Annotated in this window: 14 protein-coding genes; 6 read left to right on the top strand and 8 right to left on the bottom strand. The window is 65.4% G+C overall.

What is annotated here, in order from left to right; translation table 11 throughout:
- Nucleotides 1-2: 2 nt before the first annotated feature.
- From AT984_RS15330 to AT984_RS15340, 3 genes are all read left to right on the top strand, one after another.
- Nucleotides 3-1,181 carry an acyl-CoA dehydrogenase family protein gene (locus AT984_RS15330; protein WP_058720839.1) on the top strand — a complete coding sequence of 393 codons (1,179 nt, stop codon included), beginning with the start codon at nt 3-5 and terminating at the stop codon, nt 1,179-1,181.
- Between the two features lie 72 nt (nt 1,182-1,253).
- Complete coding sequence (locus tag AT984_RS15335) at nt 1,254-2,462, top strand: acetyl-CoA C-acetyltransferase (RefSeq protein ID WP_058720840.1); 1,209 nt, start codon at nt 1,254-1,256, stop codon at nt 2,460-2,462.
- 4 nt (nt 2,463-2,466) lie between these two features.
- On the top strand, nt 2,467-4,638 hold the full coding sequence (locus AT984_RS15340) for a 3-hydroxyacyl-CoA dehydrogenase NAD-binding domain-containing protein (protein ID WP_058720841.1): 2,172 nt from the start codon (nt 2,467-2,469) through the stop codon (nt 4,636-4,638).
- 83 nt (nt 4,639-4,721) lie between these two features.
- Here AT984_RS15340 and AT984_RS15345 read toward each other — a convergent pair whose 3' ends face one another.
- The 3 genes from AT984_RS15345 to AT984_RS15355 form a co-directional block, all read right to left on the bottom strand.
- On the bottom strand, nt 4,722-5,312 hold the full coding sequence (locus tag AT984_RS15345; protein WP_058720842.1) for an EF-hand domain-containing protein: 591 nt from the start codon (nt 5,310-5,312) through the stop codon (nt 4,722-4,724).
- 61 nt (nt 5,313-5,373) lie between these two features.
- Nucleotides 5,374-6,210, bottom strand: coding sequence for a lectin (locus AT984_RS15350; protein WP_197418122.1), 837 nt, complete (start codon nt 6,208-6,210; stop codon nt 5,374-5,376).
- A 100-nt stretch (nt 6,211-6,310) separates the two neighbouring features.
- Nucleotides 6,311-7,570 (bottom strand): YbfB/YjiJ family MFS transporter, encoded by a 1,260-nt coding sequence (locus AT984_RS15355; protein WP_058720844.1) that lies wholly within the window; start codon nt 7,568-7,570, stop codon nt 6,311-6,313.
- Nucleotides 7,571-7,656: 86 nt separating this feature from the next.
- Here AT984_RS15355 and AT984_RS15360 point away from each other — a divergent pair, with 86 nt between their 5' ends.
- A complete protein-coding gene (locus tag AT984_RS15360) occupies nt 7,657-8,502 on the top strand; it encodes a zinc-dependent peptidase (RefSeq protein WP_231741434.1) in 846 nt (281 codons plus the stop codon).
- Nucleotides 8,503-8,505: 3 nt separating this feature from the next.
- Here the strand turns inward: AT984_RS15360 and AT984_RS15365 are convergent, their stop codons facing one another.
- The 4 genes from AT984_RS15365 to AT984_RS15380 all read right to left on the bottom strand — a co-directional run bounded on the left by AT984_RS15365 (nt 8,506) and on the right by AT984_RS15380 (nt 12,335).
- Nucleotides 8,506-9,225, bottom strand: a complete 720-nt coding sequence (locus AT984_RS15365; RefSeq protein WP_058720845.1) for a CBS domain-containing protein — start codon at nt 9,223-9,225, stop codon at nt 8,506-8,508.
- 120 nt (nt 9,226-9,345) lie between these two features.
- Nucleotides 9,346-10,491, bottom strand: a complete 1,146-nt coding sequence (locus AT984_RS15370; protein ID WP_058720846.1) for a GGDEF domain-containing protein — start codon at nt 10,489-10,491, stop codon at nt 9,346-9,348.
- A gap of 102 nt (nt 10,492-10,593) precedes the next feature.
- Entirely contained in the window at nt 10,594-11,487 is an 894-nt protein-coding gene (locus tag AT984_RS15375; protein WP_082680064.1) for a Rossmann-like and DUF2520 domain-containing protein, read from the bottom strand.
- Nucleotides 11,487-12,335, bottom strand: a complete 849-nt coding sequence (locus tag AT984_RS15380; RefSeq protein ID WP_335338573.1) for a class I SAM-dependent methyltransferase — start codon at nt 12,333-12,335, stop codon at nt 11,487-11,489. Before AT984_RS15380 ends, AT984_RS15375 begins: the two co-directional genes overlap by 1 nt.
- Before the next feature lie 200 nt (nt 12,336-12,535).
- Between AT984_RS15380 and AT984_RS15385 the strand changes: the two genes are divergently transcribed.
- Nucleotides 12,536-12,880 (top strand): zinc ribbon domain-containing protein YjdM, encoded by a 345-nt coding sequence (locus AT984_RS15385; RefSeq protein ID WP_082680065.1) that lies wholly within the window; start codon nt 12,536-12,538, stop codon nt 12,878-12,880.
- 80 nt (nt 12,881-12,960) lie between these two features.
- Here the strand turns inward: AT984_RS15385 and AT984_RS15390 are convergent, their stop codons facing one another.
- Nucleotides 12,961-13,461, bottom strand: a complete 501-nt coding sequence (locus AT984_RS15390) for an Lrp/AsnC family transcriptional regulator (RefSeq protein ID WP_231741435.1) — start codon at nt 13,459-13,461, stop codon at nt 12,961-12,963.
- Between the two features lie 88 nt (nt 13,462-13,549).
- Here AT984_RS15390 and AT984_RS15395 point away from each other — a divergent pair, with 88 nt between their 5' ends.
- Nucleotides 13,550-17,170, top strand: a complete 3,621-nt coding sequence (locus tag AT984_RS15395) for an indolepyruvate ferredoxin oxidoreductase family protein (protein ID WP_082680066.1) — start codon at nt 13,550-13,552, stop codon at nt 17,168-17,170.
- Nucleotides 17,171-17,227: the final 57 nt, after the last annotated feature.

Raw genomic sequence — 17,227 nt, forward strand, 5'->3', positions numbered from 1 at the left:
CCATGAGCCTGCCCCTGTTCCCCTCTGCCTGGATCAGCGAAGAACACAAAATGCTGCAAGACAGCGTGGCGCGATTCTTCAAAGAGCGCTGGGTGCCACGTTCGCCCGAATGGCGCGAGGCCGGCATGATGGGCCGCGACACCTGGCTGGAGGCCGGCGCCACCGGCCTGCTGTGCGCCTCCATGCCCGAGCAATACGGCGGCGGCGGCGGGGATTTCGGCCATGACGCGGTGATCTTGCTGGAGCAGGCGCGCGCCAATCTCAGCGGCTTCGGCGGCGGCCTGCATTCGGCCATCGTCGGGCCCTACATCCTGCATTACGGCAGCGAGGAACAAAAGCAGCGCTGGCTGCCCAAGATGGCCCGCGGCGAGTTGGTCGGTGCGATTGCCATGACCGAGCCGGGCACAGGCTCTGACCTGCAAAACGTGCGCACGGTGGCGCGGCGCGAGGGCGATCACTATGTGCTCTCGGGCCAAAAAGTCTTCATCACCAATGGCCAGAACGCCAATCTGATCGTGGTGGTGTGCAAGACCGACAAGGCGCAGGCCGCCAAAGGCATCTCGCTGCTGGTGGTGGAGGTGGAGAACGCCGATGGCACGCTGGTGCCGGGCTTCCGCCGTGGCCGCAACCTCGACAAGATCGGCATGAAGGCGCAAGACACCTCGGAGCTGTTCTTCGACGAAGTGCGGGTGCCGGTGAGCAATCTGCTGGGTGGCGAGAGCGGCACCGAGGGCCAGGGCTTTGTGCAGCTGATGCAAGAGCTGCCGCAAGAGCGGCTGATCATCGCCGTCTCGGCCGTGGGCGGCATGGAGCGTGCCCTCGAAGAAACCATCAAGTACACCAAGGAGCGCAAGGCCTTCGGCAAAACCATCTGGGACTTCCAGAACACCCGCTTCAAGCTGGCCGAGGTGCAAAGCCAGGTGCTGGCCGCCCGCGCCTTGCTGGACGCCAGCATGAGCGCCCATCTGCGCGGCGAGCTGGACGCCGCCCGCGCCGCCCTGGTCAAGGCCTGGACCACCGATCTGGCCAGCAAGGTGATGGACGAATGCCTGCAGCTCTTCGGCGGCTACGGCTACATGATGGAGTACCCCATCGCCGAGCTTTACGCCGACGCCCGCGTCGCCCGCATCTACGGCGGCACCAACGAGATCATGAAAGAGCTGGCCTCGCGCTTCATGTGACCCGGCTTGCAGGCCGCCCCTGCCCCGCGCCGCTGAGGCCAGACCCGCTCGCCTCATAACTAGGAATTCCCCATGACATTCGACGCCTATCTGTTCGACCATGTCCGCACCCCGCGCGGCAAGGGCAAGAAGGACGGCGGCCTGCACCAGGCCAGCCCGGTGTGGCTGCTGCGCGGCCTGCTGCAAGCCCTCCAAGCCCGCAACCAACTCGACACCGCCCTGGTGGACGATGTGGTGCTGGGCTGCGTGACGCCGCTGGGCGAGCAAGGCGCCGACATCGCCCGCACTGCCGTGCTGGACGCCGGCTGGGCCGAGACAGTGGCGGGGCTGACGCAGTCGCGCTTTTGCGCCTCGGGGCTGGAGAGCATCAACCTCGCCGCGGCCAAGGTCGGCAGCGGTTTTGAGAACCTGGTGGTGGCCGGCGGGGTGGAGTCGATGAGCCGCTGGCCCATGGGCAGCGACGGCGGCGCCTGGTTCATGGACCCACGCATCAACCAAGCCCTGGGCTTTGTGCCGCAGGGCGTCAGTGCCGATTTGATCGCCACGCTGGAAGGCTTCAGCCGCGCCGATGTCGACAGCTACGCCGTTGAATCACATCGCCGCGCTGCGGCCGCACAGGCCGCCGGCCACTTCCGCCACGCCATCGTGCCGGTGCAAGACATTGCCGGGCTGACTTTGCTGGCCGAGGATGAAACCATTCGCCCCGGCACCACGCTGGAGACCCTGGCCAAGCTCAATCCCTCTTTCGCCGCCATGGGTCAGATGGGCTTCGACGCCACCGCCCTGCGCAAGTACACGACACTGGAACGCATCCAGCATGTGCACCATGCCGGCAATTCATCCGGCATCGTGGACGGAGCGGCGCTGATGCTGGTGGGCAACCAGGCCGCGGGTGCCGCAGCCGGCCTCAAACCCCGCGCGCGCATCCGTGCGGCTGCAGTCATCGGCTCCGAGCCCACCATCATGCTGACCGGCCCGACCCCGGCTTGCCGCAAGGCGCTGCGCCAAGCCGGCATGACGGCGGCCGACATTGACCTGTGGGAAATCAACGAAGCCTTTGCCACCGTGCCGATGAAGACGGCGCGCGACCTGGGCCTTAGTCTCGATCGCGTCAACGTCAACGGCGGCGCCATCGCCTTGGGCCACCCGCTGGGCGCCACCGGCTGCATCATCCTGGGCACGCTGCTGGAAGAGCTGGAACGTCGCAATTTGAGCACCGGCTGCGCCACGCTGTGCGTGGGCGGCGGCATGGGCATCGCCACCGTGATCGAAAGAGTTTGAGTTCATGAGCACCTCACATCCCAACTCCGAGGCACTCCACCTCGAACTCGGCGCCGACGCCATCCTCGTCGCCACCATGGACCTGCCCGGCCATTCGATGAACATCCTGACGGATGAGCTGGCCACCCCGCTGATCGCCCTGGCGGCGCGGCTGGAAAGCGATGCCGGCGTCAAAGGCTTGATCCTGCGCTCGGCCAAGAAAGACTTTCTGGCCGGCGCCGATGTGGACCGCCTGCGCGCCCTGAGCACCGCGCAAGAAGCTTTTGACGAATCCATGCGTTTCAAGAGCTTCATCCGCCGGCTGGAGCGCTGCGGCAAGCCGGTGGTCGCCATCCTGCACGGCCTGTGCCTGGGCGGCGGGCTGGAAATTGCGATGGGCTGTCACTGGCGCATCGTGGTCGACGATGGCCGCGCCCGCCTCGGCCTGCCCGAAGTCAAGCTGGGCCTGCTGCCCGGCGGCGGCGGCACCCAGCGCCTGCCGCGCCTGGTGGGCATGCAACAAGCCTTGCAGTGGATGGCCGAAGGCACGCATGTGCCGGCGGCGCTGGCGCTTAGCAGCGGCCTGGTAAATGCCTTGGCCGCTAACGCCGAGGACGCGCTGACACAGGCGCGCGCCTGGATCGCCGCCACGACTAAGCCCATTCAGCCCTGGGACGCACCCAAGTTCCGCTACCCCGGCGGCGATTCACGCTCGCCCGCGGCGGCGCAATTGCTGGCCATTGGCCCGTCGATGGCGGCGGCCAAGAGCTTTGGCAATTACCCGGCGCTGAGCCACATCATGTCCAGCGTGTTCGAGGGCGGGCTGACCGACATCGACCGCGGCCTGGAAATCGAATCCCGCTACTTCGCGGCCTGCGCCATCAGCCCCGCCTCGCGCAATCTGATTGGTACGCTGTGGTATCAGCTCAATGCGATCAAGAAAGGCGCTTCGCGCCCGGCCGATATGCCGGCCAGCCAAGTCCAACGACTGGGCATTCTGGGCGCCGGCATGATGGGCGCGGGCATTGCCTATGCCGCCGCCAAAGCAGGCATTCCCGTGGTGCTGCTGGACCAAAGCCAGGCCGCAGCCGACAAGGGCAAGCAATATTCGCAAGACCTGCTCGACAAGGCGGTGAAGAGGGGCCGCTCCACCGCGGAGAAGCGCGAGCGCCTGCTGGCCCTCATCACCCCGAGCACCGACTACGCCGCCTTGCAGGGCTGCGACTTGGTGATCGAAGCCGTGTTCGAGGACCGTGCCGTCAAGGCCGAGGTCACCGCGCTGGCCGAGGCCCAGCTGGCGGACACGGCGGTCTTTGCGTCCAACACCTCCACCCTGCCGATCACCGGCCTGGCGCAAGCCAGCCAGCGCCCGGCGCAGTTTCTGGGCCTGCACTTCTTCTCGCCGGTGGACAAGATGCCGCTGGTGGAAATCATTGTGGGCAAGGAAACCTCGGCGCAGACCCTGGCGCGCGGCTTCGACTTCTGCCTGCAGATCGGCAAGACGCCCATCGTCGTCAACGACTCGCGCGGTTTCTACACCAGCCGCGTGTTTGCCACCTATGTGATGGAAGGGCTGGCGATGTTGCGCGAAGGCGTGCACCCCCGCGCCATCGAGATGGCCGGCCTGCAAGCCGGCATGCCCATGCCCCCCCTGGCGCTGCAAGACGAGGTCAGCCTCAGCCTGGGCCTGCATGTGGCAACCCAGACCCGCAAGGACGTGGAGGCCGAGGGTCAGGTCTACACCGAACACCCCGGCGAGGCCGTGCTGCGCCAGCTGTGCGAACTGGGCCGCGTCGGCAAAAAGGTGGGCCAGGGCTTTTACGACTGGCAGGCCGGTGACAAGAGCTTGTGGCCGGGCTTGGCCGAGCTTTACCCGCTGGCCTCTGAGCAACCCGCGCAATCAGTGTTGATCGATCGCCTGATGTTTGTGCAAGCCAACGAGGCTGCGCGCTGCTTGCAAGAAGGCGTGCTGCGCTCGGTGGCCGACGGCAATATCGGCAGCATCCTGGGCTGGGGCTTTGCGCCCTTCCAGGGCGGCGCGCTGCAGTTCATCAACAGCCTGGGCCTTAAGCCATTCGTGGCACGCGCCACTGAGCTGGCGCGCCAGCATGGCCCGCGCTTCGCGCCCGCCCAACTGCTGATGGAGATGGCGGCCAAAGGTGAGAAGTTCGAAGAAGGTGGCCCGGCGCTCAACTAGCCCGGACCGGCGGCGCTGGCTGGGGGCGCGCCCTCGGCCAGCCCCTCGCCGCATTACGCTGCCGCTTACTTTTATGCTGCCGCTTACTTGCTGCCCTGCGGCCGCGCCTTGGTCCGGCCCATGGCCAGGCCGTCGGACAGCAAGCGCTGCCCGACCTTGAGTTCGTAGTCCAGCACTTCTTGCAGGCTCAGCTTGTCGTCGTGATTGACGTCGGCTGCGTCAAAACCGGCCATGCGCGCACCGATCACTTCTTTGAAGCTCAGGCGCTGATCGGCGTCTTGGTCAAAGTGATGCAAGGCGCGCAGCACCCGCTCGGCATGCCGGGAGCCGCCGGCGGCCATCAATTCATCGCGTGAGATAAAGCCGTCTTGGTCCAGGTCCAGGGCATGCCAGCTCTGCACCATGTCTTTATGGAACTCTTCCAGGCTGATGAAGCCGTCATGGTCGGCATCGCCACGCTCAAAAGCACGCCGGATCGCGCTGGGCGACGGCAGGCGAGCGGCTGGGTCGGCGGGCTTGGCCTGCCCCATGTGCTTGCCGGCCTTGGCCGCTGCGGGTGTAGGCGCAGCCGCCGGTTCAGCCGCTTGGGCCAAGCTGGGTGCATTCAGCAAGGCCAGCGCGGCGCTGCAGGCGAGGATACAAGCGTTGATCCGGGCAGAGTTTGGCGTCTTCATGAGCAGGTGTCTCTCCAAAGCAATTGTTCGACCGACGGACAAGCAGACCGATGAGGCCGGCTTACCAAGACCAGCGCTGCGAGCTGCTGCCATTGCAGCGATAGAGCTGCACCGGCTGGCCTTGCTGGAAGCGGCCGTCCCGCACATCCACGCATTTGCCATTCATCTGGCTGCGGATCTGGTTGCCGTAGAAGTTCCAACGCTGATTGCGCTGACCGTTGCAGCCCCAGGCGATCAGGCGCGTGCCGTCATCGCCATTGCCGCCCTGCACATCCAGGCAGAGATTGCCGCCTACGCGCAGTTCACCGCCGCGCCCATAGCTGAATCGCTGGTTGCCGCCACCATGGCAGCGGAACAGGATGGCGCCGGCGCCTTGACGCGCATTGCCGTCGATGTCCAGGCACATGCCACCCGGGCCACGGATCACACGGTCGCGCCCACCGGGATAGCTGGGGCCGTTGTCGTCCGGGTAGTTGTTGTTGTTATTGTTGTTGTCGCGGTCGCGCGTGGCCAACACCGCCACACCGGCAATCGCCGCCAGCGCGGCCAGGGCCACGGCAGGGTTCACGCCGCTGCTGTCCTTGGCCTCTTCGTTATTGCCATCGCTGCCATTGTTCAGATTGTTGCCAACGATCTTGAAGCGCGCCGCGCAGCCGTTGTTAACCCACAGCTCCTTATTGCTGAGATCAAAGCCCCAGCTGCGGTTGAAGCGGCAGGTGCCGCCCAGCTGCTCCAGCAGCTCCACATCCCGCGTGCCCGCAGACAGCGGCAGGGATTCGTAGCCGCCGCGCGAACGCAGCTCCACGGTTTGTTCGGCGGCGCGGGCCGCACCGGCCGGCAGCAGCATTGCGCCGATGGTCAGGCTACAAACAAGACGGCTGAATTTTTGAGACTTCACATGACCTCCGCTGACTGACAAGAATGCACTGGGCATGGGCGCAGTTTAAAAGCAGAGTGGCCGCGCCAAAGCGTTTACAGGCTTTTTGCAAGTGGGAAAACTAACGAGTGCGGCTCGCCCCTTCAAGCTGATTCTGCTGCGCATGCAGCTCTCGCCGCTCCAGCCGAATCAAGCGCCACAAGCCCGCCATGCCCAAGGCGAGAACAAAGGCCGTCAGCAACAGCGCGGCACGGTAATTGCCGCTGGCCTGGGCCATCGCACCACTGAGCGCCGGTGCGCAAACTTGCGCCAGGCCATAGCTGAGCGTCAGCCGCGCCATCGCCTTGCCTGGATTGCTGGGCGAGCGCCGCCCCACCAGCGCCAGCGTCATGCTGACGATGCCGATGAAGGTGGCGCCGTAGAGCAGCGCGCCGCTCAACGCGGCAGCCAAGCTGTCTGAGGCTGCCGGCACCAAGACAGACACGCATTGCAAGGCAAAGGCAATCAGCAAGGCTTGCAACTCACCCACCCGCCGCGCCACCCGGTCCCACAGAAACACCGCCGGCATCGCCGCCAGGCCCACCAGCAACCAGGCCCAGGGCCCCTGCCCGGCCAGCAAGGGCTGGCGCTCGACGATGGTGACGGTGAAGGTGGCGCTGATCACAAAGCCCCAGCCCCCGCAGAAATAGATGGCCGTCATCCAGGCCGTCCAGGCCCGCGAGGGTTTGCGTAAGTCGGCGGCGGCACTGGCCGCAGTTGTTGACGCCGGCGCAGGGCTCTGAGCGGGCGGCACAGGCGGCCGCCAGGCCCAGGCCGAAATCAAAAAGATCAGGCCGAACAAGGCAAAACCAAACCATTGCTGCGCCCATGGCAGCGGCAGGCGCGCCATCAGCAGCGCACCTAAGGCTGAGACGATGATGCCCAGCCCAATACCCATGAAATGCAGGCCCAGCTCCGGCCGGTGGCCACTGCGCATCAGCCAGTTCAGCACCAGCCCTGAACCCAGCAGCATGCCCGCAGCGCCACACAGCCCGCCCAAATAGCGCGACAAGGCCCAGACCCAGAAGTTGTCGCTCATGCCCATCAAGGCGGTGACCACCAGGCTCAGGCACAGGCCGAGGCTGTAGAGCCGATGGCGCCAACGCGGCGACTCCAGCCAGGAGGCCAACAAGGCCCCACTCATATAGCCCATGTAATTGATGGCGGCCAACCAGCCGCCTGCGGCATCCGACAGGCCGGCTTGCGTCTGCATCAACGCCAGCAAGGGCGTGAAGGCAAAACGCGCCAGGCCCAAAGTCAACACCAAGGCACTGATGCCACCGAGGATGACCTGCCAAGCATGCAAGGAAGGTGGGCTGGCAGGGCTAGTGTGGTGGCTCATGCTTGCAGCTTAGCCCATGCGCGGCAGCGAAGAATTCGCGCTTGCCCACTTGCATTTCGCTAACAGCGCACCCAACTGCACAAGACATGGACAGCGCCAGCCTCATCCCTTTTTTGATCGTCGTCGCCCTGAGCCTGGCCCTGATCGTCTGGCTGGCGGGTGGGCCTGTTTTCAAAGAGCGGCGTCGCCGTCGGCTGCGTGAACAGCCCTTCCCGGCCGCTTGGCGGCGCATCTTGCGCAAGCATGTGCCGGCGGTGCAGCGCCTGCCGGCCGATCTGCAATTGCGGCTCAAGGCCGATATGCAAGTGCTGCTGGCCGAGAAGCCCATCATCGGCTGCGCGGGCCTGAAGGTCAGGGATGAGATGCGCGTCGTCATCGCCGCGCAGGCCTGCTTCCCGCTGCTGGGCGCACGGCGCGGCTACTACCCCAAACTGCAACAAATCCTGCTCTACCCCGGCGCTTTTGCGGTGGAGCGCGTCCAGGCCGGGCCGGCGGGCTTGCAGATGGCGCCGCAGCGCCAGGCGCTGACGGGTGAAAGCTGGGCCCAGGGTCAGGTCGTGCTGTCTTGGCAAGATGTGCTGGCCGGCGCGGCCGACCCACAAGATGGGCACAACGTCGTGATTCACGAATTTGCCCACCAGCTCGACCAAGTCAAGGGCTTCGCCAATGGCGCCCCGCCGCTGCACAGCACGCCGGCCTACCGGCGCTGGTCTGCGGTCATGCTCGCCGAATTCAATGCCTTGCGGCAACGCTTGGCGAGCGGCCAGCCAGCGGGTTTGATGGATGCATACGCGGCCACCGATGCGGCCGAGTTCTTTGCCTGCAGCAGCGAACTCTTCTTCGAGCGCGGCCCCGAATTGGCCCAGCAGCATCCGGCGCTGTATGAGCAATTGAGCCGTTACTACCGGGTCGATCCGATCAGCTGGTCTTGAGCCTCAGGACCACAGTTCCAGCGGTGGCTCACGCGTCAGCGCCCGCAAGATATCGCTGCGGGACAAGAAGCCGATCAGCGCGCTCTGTTCATCCAGCACCGGCATGCCGGGCAGGCGGAAGTCCAGCAGGGCTTGCGCCACTTCCCGCAAGGGCGTGTCGGGGTGGGCGCTGGGCACCGGTGTCCACATCGCCGCCGAGACCGGGCGCTTGAACCAGGCGGCCCAGGCCGCGCTGTCCTCCAGATCCAAAGGCGTGGGCAGCAAATCGCCGCGCAAAAGCAGGCCCACCAAATGCCCGCCGGCATTGACCACCGGCGCCTGGCCGACCTTGGCCTCGCTCAAGCGTGCCAGGCCCTCGGCCAGGCTGGCGTCTTGCGGCACGGTGATCAGCTGGCGGCTCATCAACTCTTCCACCAGACGAAGAGGCTGGCGTGGCGCATCAACGGGCACTCGGGCCTGGGCTTTGGCATAGAGGGCCAGGGCATCGCGCGGCAGCGGCTCCTCCGCCATCATGGGGGCATCGGGCTGGGGCTCGGCGCGCACCACGCCGCTGGACAGGCCCGGCCATTCATGGGTGAAGCTGGCGTCGCTCGCATCACTGCCACGCGCGCGCACCGGCGCCACCGCCCGTGCACGCGCCACCGCTTGCACGGGGCCCAGCGAACGCAGGCCTTCGAGGGGGCCGCTGTAGATGCGGCCGTTGATGCCGTAGACAGTGAACATGCGGGTCAGCCCTGTGGGTGGTTTAGCGTGTTGACGTGATGGCGCGCCGGATCAGTGCAGTGCCGTGCTGCTCAGTTCAAGCGGCGCGCTGGCGCAGTCTCGCACGGCTGCCGCGCCGGCTCAATGCGCCACCTGATTACGGCCACCCACTTTGGCGCGATACATGGCCGTATCGGCGGCGCCCACCAGGGTGTCTGCCGTATCGGCGGGTGAGATCAAGCCGCCCCAGACCCCGATGCTGATGGTGACACGGATGGTTTGCTGCTCCCAAGTCGTCGGGCTGCTTTCCACCGCAGCGCGCAAGTCTTCGGCCAGGGTCAGGGCGCCGTCCAGGCTGGTGTCGGGCAGGATCAGCAGAAACTCCTCGCCGCCGAAGCGGCCGATCTGGTCCTGTTCACGCAGGCGCGACTGCAGGGTTTGGGCCACCGATTGCAAGACTTTGTCGCCCGCCAAATGGCCATAGTTGTCGTTGACGCGTTTGAAGTGGTCGATGTCCATCATCAACACACTCAAGACCTGACCCTGGCGCCGTGCCCGGGCCACGGCCATGGCCAGCTGGTCAGCGATGGCGCGGCGGTTTTGCAAACCGGTCAGCATGTCTTGCATGGCCAACTCGAAATTGCGCCGCTCGGCCCGCTCCATGATCATGTAGATGAAGCCGAGGGAGTTGCTCAAGACGCCCAGCAAGGCCGCCACGATCAAGAGCGCCACGGCACGCTCGCTCCCCAGGGCCGCATTGTTGATGGGCACCTCCCCGGCCACCAGCACCAGCCGAGCCAGCAGAATCACCAACACAAAGGCGAAGGCCGCTACCAGCATGAAGCGACCCCGCCCCTGATGCTGCAGCTTGGGGCTGAGCAAGACGCGCAGGATCAAGGCAATCTGCACCATGAACACGAGGCTGACGCAAAACACCCGCCAGCGCAGCTGCTCAAACAGCACAAAAGCCGATAACGGGGCCAGCAGCGCCGGCGACCAAAGCCAGAAACTGCGCCGCATCAATCCGTAAAAGCGCCGCAGCGCCAGCAACATCAAGACCAAGGTACTGGCGTAGGCGGCCGCATTGGCGGTGACGGCCCAGCGCGGCGACATCAGGTTGCCGGCACCGAACAGCAGTTGCGCGCAAGTGAACGCGCCCAAAGACCAGGCCCAGGCCCAGCGCGGATCCTCAGGTGATTGCCCCCAGGCCATGACGCAGATCCACAGCCCCATCACCAGCGACATGAGGCTGACCACGACAAACAGTGTCGGCACATCGAGGTTCATGCTTCATTCTAGGGGCCGAGCATCGGCGACCGTAGCGATTCGGCGGCTCTGATTAGGCGGCTGCAACTAGGCCAGGCGGCAGCACCGCCAGCGCCCTGTGACTCAGGCCTGCAAGCGCTCGCGCAAGCCCTGCAGCGTGGCCTCATCCAGGCGGCCGCTCTGGGCCGCCAAGGCCAGCTGGCGCAGGGCCAGCTGACGGTAGAAGGACGCATGCTCACCGCCCAATTCGCTCAAGGCTTGCAAGTGCGCGGTGACCACGCCGCCATCGCCGCGCGAGATCGGCCCCGACAGCGCGCCGGCCAAGCCTCGGCTTTCCGCCGCTTGCAAGGTGCCTCGGGCCAACGGCAACAAGGCCTGCAAGGCCTGCTCCGGCGGCAGGCCGATGCGGGCCCAAATCTGCTGTGCCTCATCCAGCAGCGAGAGCATGAAGCTGGCGGCATAGCCTGCCGCCGCGTGATACGCCACCCGGCTGCCGGGCGGCAGGCGCAAGGGCTGCATGGCCAGGCGCAGGGCGAAGCCTTGCAGAAGATCCAACAGGGGCGGCTCGGCCTCGATCGCCACCACGCTGCCCGCCAGCAAGTGCAAGGCACGCTCGGGGTCGGAAAAAATCTGCAAAGGGTGGAAGCCGCCGACTTGCGCACCCGCCTCGCTGGCCGCGCTCAACACGCTGAGTTCGCTGGCACCGCTGCAATGCACAACGGCCTGGTCGGCACGCCAGGCCAAGCTTTGCGCCACCGCGGCCAGGGCATCATCCGGCACGGTCAGGAAAACCAAGTCAGCAGTCGCCACGGCCGCCTCGGCCGACATAGCCTGGCAGCCCGGGATGCGCGCGGCCAGGGCCTGCGCGCTGGCAGCCTGCCGCGAGGCCACGGCCACCACGGCCAAGCCAGCGCCGGCCAGGGCTCGCGCCAAGGTCTGGCCCAAGCGCCCGGCGCCGATGAAGGCGATGCGCGGCGAGGGTGTGACCTCGCTCGCCAACGGTCCCGCCTGGTCCATCAAGGTTTGACGAATTTGAGCGTCATGCGATCGCTCTCGCCGATGGCCTCGTACTTGGCGCGGTCCTTGTCCTTATTGCCATAGGTCGGAGGCAAGGCCCAAACACCGCCTTCGTGATCGGCCTTGTCCTTGGGGTTCGCATTGACTTCTGAGCTGCCCGCCAGCTTGAATCCCACGCTCTCAGCCATGCGCACGACATAGCTCTGGTGGACGTAGCCGCTGCTGGCCTTGGCATCCTGCTCCCGGTCGGCTGGCAGGCGGTGTTCCACCACGCCGAACACACCGCCGGGCTTGAGCGAGTCAAAGGCGCTCTTGAACGCCGCTTGGGTCGCGGCCTCGCCTTGCGAAACCCAGTTGTGCACATTGCGGAAGGTCAGCACCAAATCGGCCGAAGCGGGTGCCACATAGCTCAGCTTGCCGGCGGCGGGGTTGAACACACCCACTTGCACCCGGTCGTAGAGGGCCGGGTTGGCAGCCAGCTTCTCTTGCATGCGCGCGGCGCTGCGCTGGAAATAGGCTTGGGTCGAGGCCGGGTCGTCACCACCCAGCACCAAGCGGCCCTTGTCACGCAGATAAGGCGCCAGGATTTCGGTATACCAGCCGCCGCCGGGCGCCAACTCCACCACCGTCATATTCGGCTTGATGCCGAAAAAGCTCAGCGTCTCGTAGGGGTGGCGTGCCGCATCGCGGGCGGCAAAGGCCGGCGTGCGATGGCCGGCGGCGATGGCGGCCTTCAGGCTTTGATCCTCCACCTGCGCTTGCGCGATGGACGCCACGCTCGACATGCCGAGCAGCACCGTCAGGCTGGCCAAAAGAGCGGTTCTACGAGTGTTGTGCAGCAATTTCATGGTCAAGATTTCTCCGCGCGATGGAACTGAAGATGAAAGAGCCGCGAGTATGGCTTGCCTGGGCAGACCCTGCCAAAAGCCATGAGCGAAAATAGCCCTCATCCACTGTCCAGCCTTGCAGGCCAAGCGGCCTCCCGCGTCTGGAACACCCCACCACCATGCGCAGCAATGCGCCACACCGACTCTGAGCCCTCATCACCATGTCAAACCCATCCGCCTGCCCTGTTTGCACGCTCGAGAACACCTATCGCGACGGCGCGATGAATATCTGCCCCGATTGCGGCCATGAATGGAGCGATGAAGCAGCGCAAGACGGCGCGACTGAGGACGGCGCCAAGGTGGTGCGCGATGCCAACGGCCAAGTCTTGGTGGACGGCGACTCCGTCATCCTGATCAAAGACCTCAAGGTCAAGGGCTCGTCCATCGTGCTGAAAAAAGGCAGCAAGGCCAAGGGCATACGCCTGGTCGACGGCGACCACGATGTGGACTGCAAGATCGACGGCGTCAGCCTCAGCCTGAAGTCGGAGTTCTTGAAGAAGGCCTGAAACACTGGGGTCAGAGTCAATTTATTTGAGCACACCAACGTCACACCGCCAGCAAAACAATTCGACTCTGACCCCAGTTTTTAGTCCACGGGCAGCGCCGTCTCGTACTTCACTTCGCGCAGCACCACATTGCTGCGCACGCTGGCCACGCCGGGCACTTTGAAGACCTGGCTTTGCAGAAACATGTCGTAGGCCTTCATGTCAGGCACCACGACCTTGATGACGTAGTCGGCCTCGCCGGTGATGCCGTGGCATTCGATGATTTCGCGACTGGCCAGCACTAGGCGCTCGAACTGATCCACCGCGCCCTCGCTGTGACGCACCAGGCTGACATTGGCCAGGACGCAGATATTGAGGCCCAGTTTCTCGCGGTCCACCAGCGCTACATGGCGGCGGATCACGCCCGAGTCCTCTAGCTCCTTGATGCGCCGCCACACCGGCGTGGCGGACAAGCCCACTTTGTCGGCCAGGGCCTGGGTGCTTTGCCGGCTGTCGGCCTGCAAGGCCTCCAGAATCTGCCGGGTCGCCCGGTCGAAACGCTCACCATCCATATCACCACCTTTTGAGAGAAATTCTCTCATCAAACCCGTTTCACTGGGTCATAAGAGAAACATCACCCGGATGATGTGAAGAAAAATCTCCGCTTATTCTAAGAATTCGGAGACCGCCATGACAGGCAGCGCAACACCTTCTGCAGACGCCGTCCCGGGCACGACCACGGCCCCCGGCCACAGCGCCAGCCTGACCCCGGCCCTGCGCCCCTACAAGCTCTCCGACAACCTGGCCGCCACCAGCGGCGCCGTCTTCATGACCGGCACCCAGGCCATCGTGCGCTTGTTGCTCGCGCAAAAGGCCTCGGATGAACGTGCTGGCTTGAACACCGCCGGCTTTGTGTCGGGCTACCGTGGCAGCCCGCTAGGCATGGTGGATCAGCAGTTGTGGAAGGCCAAGAAGTTCCTTGATGCGGCCAAAGTGAACTTCCTGCCCGCCATCAATGAAGACCTGGCCGCCACGGCCTGCCTGGGCGTGCAGCGCGTGGCGCTCGACCCCAAGCGCACGGCCGACGGCGTGTTCGCGATGTGGTACGGCAAGGGCCCTGGCGTGGACCGCTCGGGCGACGCCTTGAAGCATGGCAATGTCTACGGCACCTCGGCCCAAGGCGGCGTGCTGGTGGTGTGTGGCGACGACCATGGCTGCGTCTCCTCCAGCACCCCGCACCAAAGCGATCTGGCTCTGCAGGCCTGGCATATGCCCATCGTCCACCCCGGCAATGTGGCGGAGTACCTGGAGTTTGGCCTGTACGGCTGGGCGCTGAGCCGCTTCTCCTCCACCTGGGTCGGCTTCAAAGCCATCTCGGAAGTGGTGGAGTCGGGCATGACGGTGGATCTGGACACGATCCAGACCGACTTCCAGCGCCCCGACCATGTGCCGCCGGTCGATCTGCACATCCGCTCGGTGGACCTGCCCTCACTGGAGTTGGAAACCCGGCTGGAGCACAAGATGAACGCCGTCAAGGCCTTCGCCAAGCTCAACGCCAGCATCGACAAGCACATCGTCGTCAGCCCGCAGGCCACGCTGGGCATCGTCACTGTCGGCAAAGCGCATTACGACTTCATGGAAGTGCTGCGCCGCTTGCAACTCAGCACCGAAGCTCTGGCAGCCGCCGGCGTGCGGGTCTACAAAGTGGGCCTGGTGTTCCCGCTGGAAAGCAGCCGCATGCGCGCCTTTGCGCAAGGCCTGAGCGAGCTGCTGGTGATCGAAGAGAAAGCCCCGGTGGTGGAGCGCCAAATCAAAGAGCTGCTCTACCACCTGCCCGATGCCCAGCGCCCGCGCGTGACCGGCAAGAGCGATGCGGACGGCGCACCGGTGCTGAGCGCCCTGGGTGAGCTGCGCCCCTCGCGCATCATGAGCACGGTGGCGCAGTGGCTGGCGCGTTTAGGGCCCAGCCTGGACCGGCGCGAACTGGTGCAAGACTTCCTCACCCCCTGCTTGCTGAGCAATGCCGCCGACGGCGTGCGCCGCCAGCCCTATTTCTGCTCGGGCTGCCCACACAACACCTCCACCAAGCTGCCCGAGGGCTCACGCGCCCTGGCCGGCATCGGCTGCCACTTCATGGCCAGCTGGATGGAACGCGGCACCTCCGGCCTGATCCAGATGGGCGCCGAGGGCGTGGACTGGGCGGCGCACAGCCGCTTCACGACCGAGAAGCATGTGTTCCAGAACCTGGGCGACGGCACTTACTACCACTCGGGCTATCTGGCGATCCGCCAGGCCATCGCCGCCAAGACCAACATCACCTACAAAATTCTCTACAACGACGCCGTCGCCATGACCGGCGGCCAGCCGGTAGACGGCAGCACCAGCGTGCCGCAGATTGCGCGCCAGGTGGAGGCTGAGGGCGTCAAGAAGCTGGTGATCGTGTCCGACGAGATAGCCAAATACGACGCGCACCGCGGCCTGTTCCCGGCCGGCACCACCTTCCACGACCGCAGCGAGCTGGACGCCGTGCAGCGCGAGCTGCGCGAGATCCCCGGCGTGACCGTGCTGATCTACGACCAGACCTGCGCCGCCGAGAAACGCCGCCGCCGCAAAAAGGGCGAGTTTGCCGACCCACCCAAACGCATCTTCATCAACCAGGCGGTGTGCGAGGGCTGCGGCGACTGCGGCCAGGCCTCCAACTGCCTCTCCGTCGTGCCGGTGGAAACCGACTTCGGCCGCAAGCGCAGCATCGAGCAATCCAGCTGCAACAAGGACTTCTCTTGCGTCAATGGCTTTTGCCCCAGCTTTGTCTCGGTGCATGGCGCCGAGCTGAAGAAGCGCCAGGGTGCGGGCTTCAGCGCGCAAGACCTGGCACGCGAAGTGGCCGCGCTGGCGGCGCCTGCCAGCTGGCAATGGAGCGGCCCGTTTGACTTGCTGGTGACCGGCGTGGGCGGCACCGGCGTGGTCACCGTGGGTGCGCTGGTATCCATGGCCGCGCACTTGGAAGGCAAGCAGGCCTCGGTGCTGGACTTCATGGGCTTCGCGCAAAAAGGCGGCTCGGTCCTGAGCTTTGTGCGCCTGGCGCCGACCAAGGAGTTGCTGAACCAGGTGCGCATCGACACCCAGCAGGCCGATGTGCTTTTGGCCTGCGACAAGGTGGTGGGCGCCTCGCCCGACGCGCTGGGCACCATCAAGCCCGGCCGCACCATCATCGTGGCCAATACACATGAGCTGCCCACGGCGGCTTTTGTGCGCAACCCGGACGCCAATCTGCAAGGCGAATCCCTGCTGGCCAAGATGCTGCATGCGGTGGGCGGTGATGCATCGCTCTTGTCCACCATCGATGCGCAGGCGATTGCCCTGAGCCTGATGGGCGACACCATGCCCAGCAACATCATCATGCTGGGTGCTTGCTACCAGCGCGGCCTGATCCCTCTGAGCGAAGCGGCGCTGATGCGCGCCATCGAACTCAATGGTGTGGCCGTGGAAGGCAATAAAACCGCCTTCGCGCTGGGTCGCTTGGCGATTGCCGCGCCGGAGGCCCTGGCGCGCCTGGGCGGCCAGCCCGAGCAAAAGGTGAAGCTGCTGCTGGGTCAGGACAAGCTCGACGGCGCGGATGGCCTGATCGCCCGCCGCATCGCGCACCTGACGGCTTACCAAGATGCCGCCTACGCGGCGCGTTATGAGTCCCTGGTCAAGCGCGTGCGCACAGCCGAGGCCCAGCTGGGCGAGGCGGGAAAAAGCGAGCGCTTGAGCAAGGCCGTGGCCCGCTACTACGCCAAGCTCTTGAGCTACAAAGACGAATGGGAAGTGGCCCGTCTTTACACCGACGGCAGCTTCGAAGCCAGCCTGAAGGCGCAGTTCGCCAACTGGCAGTCCTTGAGCTTCCACATGGCCCCGCCCCTGCTGGCCAAGCCAGGAGCGGACGGCCGCGTCAAGAAGGTCGAGCTGGGTTCCTGGACCTTCAAGGCGCTCAAAGTGATGTCCAAGTTCAAGGGTTTGCGCGGCGGCCCGCTGGATCTGTTCGGAAAAACCGAGGAGCGCCGCATGGAGCGCGCGCTGATCAGCGAGTACGAAGCCCTGGTGGACGAGCTACTGCAGCACCTCACGGCCGACAAGCTGGAGCTGGCCGTCAAGCTGGCCCGCCTGCCCGAAAGCATTCGTGGCTACGGCCATGTGAAGCTGGCCAATGTCAGCACGGTGAAGGCGCAGTGGCGTGATCTGCTCGATCGCTTCCACGGCCGCGCGGCCGAGTCGCTGGCACAAACCGTGGCCATGCCGCAGCGCGTCAAGAGTGTGAGCGAGTTGTAAGGCGAGTTTCTGAGGCGGATGCCTTGGTCGCAGCCGCGGCCAAGGTCCGCTAACGGA

This window comes from Paucibacter sp. KCTC 42545, from assembly GCF_001477625.1.
Lineage (GTDB): Bacteria > Pseudomonadota > Gammaproteobacteria > Burkholderiales > Burkholderiaceae_C > Paucibacter_A.

What these genes read in the sequence shown, in the direction of transcription:
- AT984_RS15385 (WP_082680065.1), top strand. Translation starts at nt 12,536, where the DNA reads ATGTCAAACCCATCCGCCTGCCCTGTTTGCACGCTCGAGAACACCTAT.
- AT984_RS15370 (WP_058720846.1), bottom strand. Translation starts at nt 10,491, where the DNA reads ATGAACCTCGATGTGCCGACACTGTTTGTCGTGGTCAGCCTCATGTCG.
- AT984_RS15330 (WP_058720839.1), top strand. Translation starts at nt 3, where the DNA reads ATGAGCCTGCCCCTGTTCCCCTCTGCCTGGATCAGCGAAGAACACAAA.
- AT984_RS15395 (WP_082680066.1), top strand. Translation starts at nt 13,550, where the DNA reads ATGACAGGCAGCGCAACACCTTCTGCAGACGCCGTCCCGGGCACGACC.
- AT984_RS15390 (WP_231741435.1), bottom strand. Translation starts at nt 13,461, where the DNA reads ATGAGAGAATTTCTCTCAAAAGGTGGTGATATGGATGGTGAGCGTTTC.
- AT984_RS15335 (WP_058720840.1), top strand. Translation starts at nt 1,254, where the DNA reads ATGACATTCGACGCCTATCTGTTCGACCATGTCCGCACCCCGCGCGGC.
- AT984_RS15360 (WP_231741434.1), top strand. Translation starts at nt 7,657, where the DNA reads ATGGACAGCGCCAGCCTCATCCCTTTTTTGATCGTCGTCGCCCTGAGC.
- AT984_RS15365 (WP_058720845.1), bottom strand. Translation starts at nt 9,225, where the DNA reads ATGTTCACTGTCTACGGCATCAACGGCCGCATCTACAGCGGCCCCCTC.
- AT984_RS15375 (WP_082680064.1), bottom strand. Translation starts at nt 11,487, where the DNA reads ATGGACCAGGCGGGACCGTTGGCGAGCGAGGTCACACCCTCGCCGCGC.
- AT984_RS15380 (WP_335338573.1), bottom strand. Translation starts at nt 12,335, where the DNA reads ATGAAATTGCTGCACAACACTCGTAGAACCGCTCTTTTGGCCAGCCTG.
- AT984_RS15345 (WP_058720842.1), bottom strand. Translation starts at nt 5,312, where the DNA reads ATGAAGACGCCAAACTCTGCCCGGATCAACGCTTGTATCCTCGCCTGC.
- AT984_RS15340 (WP_058720841.1), top strand. Translation starts at nt 2,467, where the DNA reads ATGAGCACCTCACATCCCAACTCCGAGGCACTCCACCTCGAACTCGGC.
- AT984_RS15355 (WP_058720844.1), bottom strand. Translation starts at nt 7,570, where the DNA reads ATGAGCCACCACACTAGCCCTGCCAGCCCACCTTCCTTGCATGCTTGG.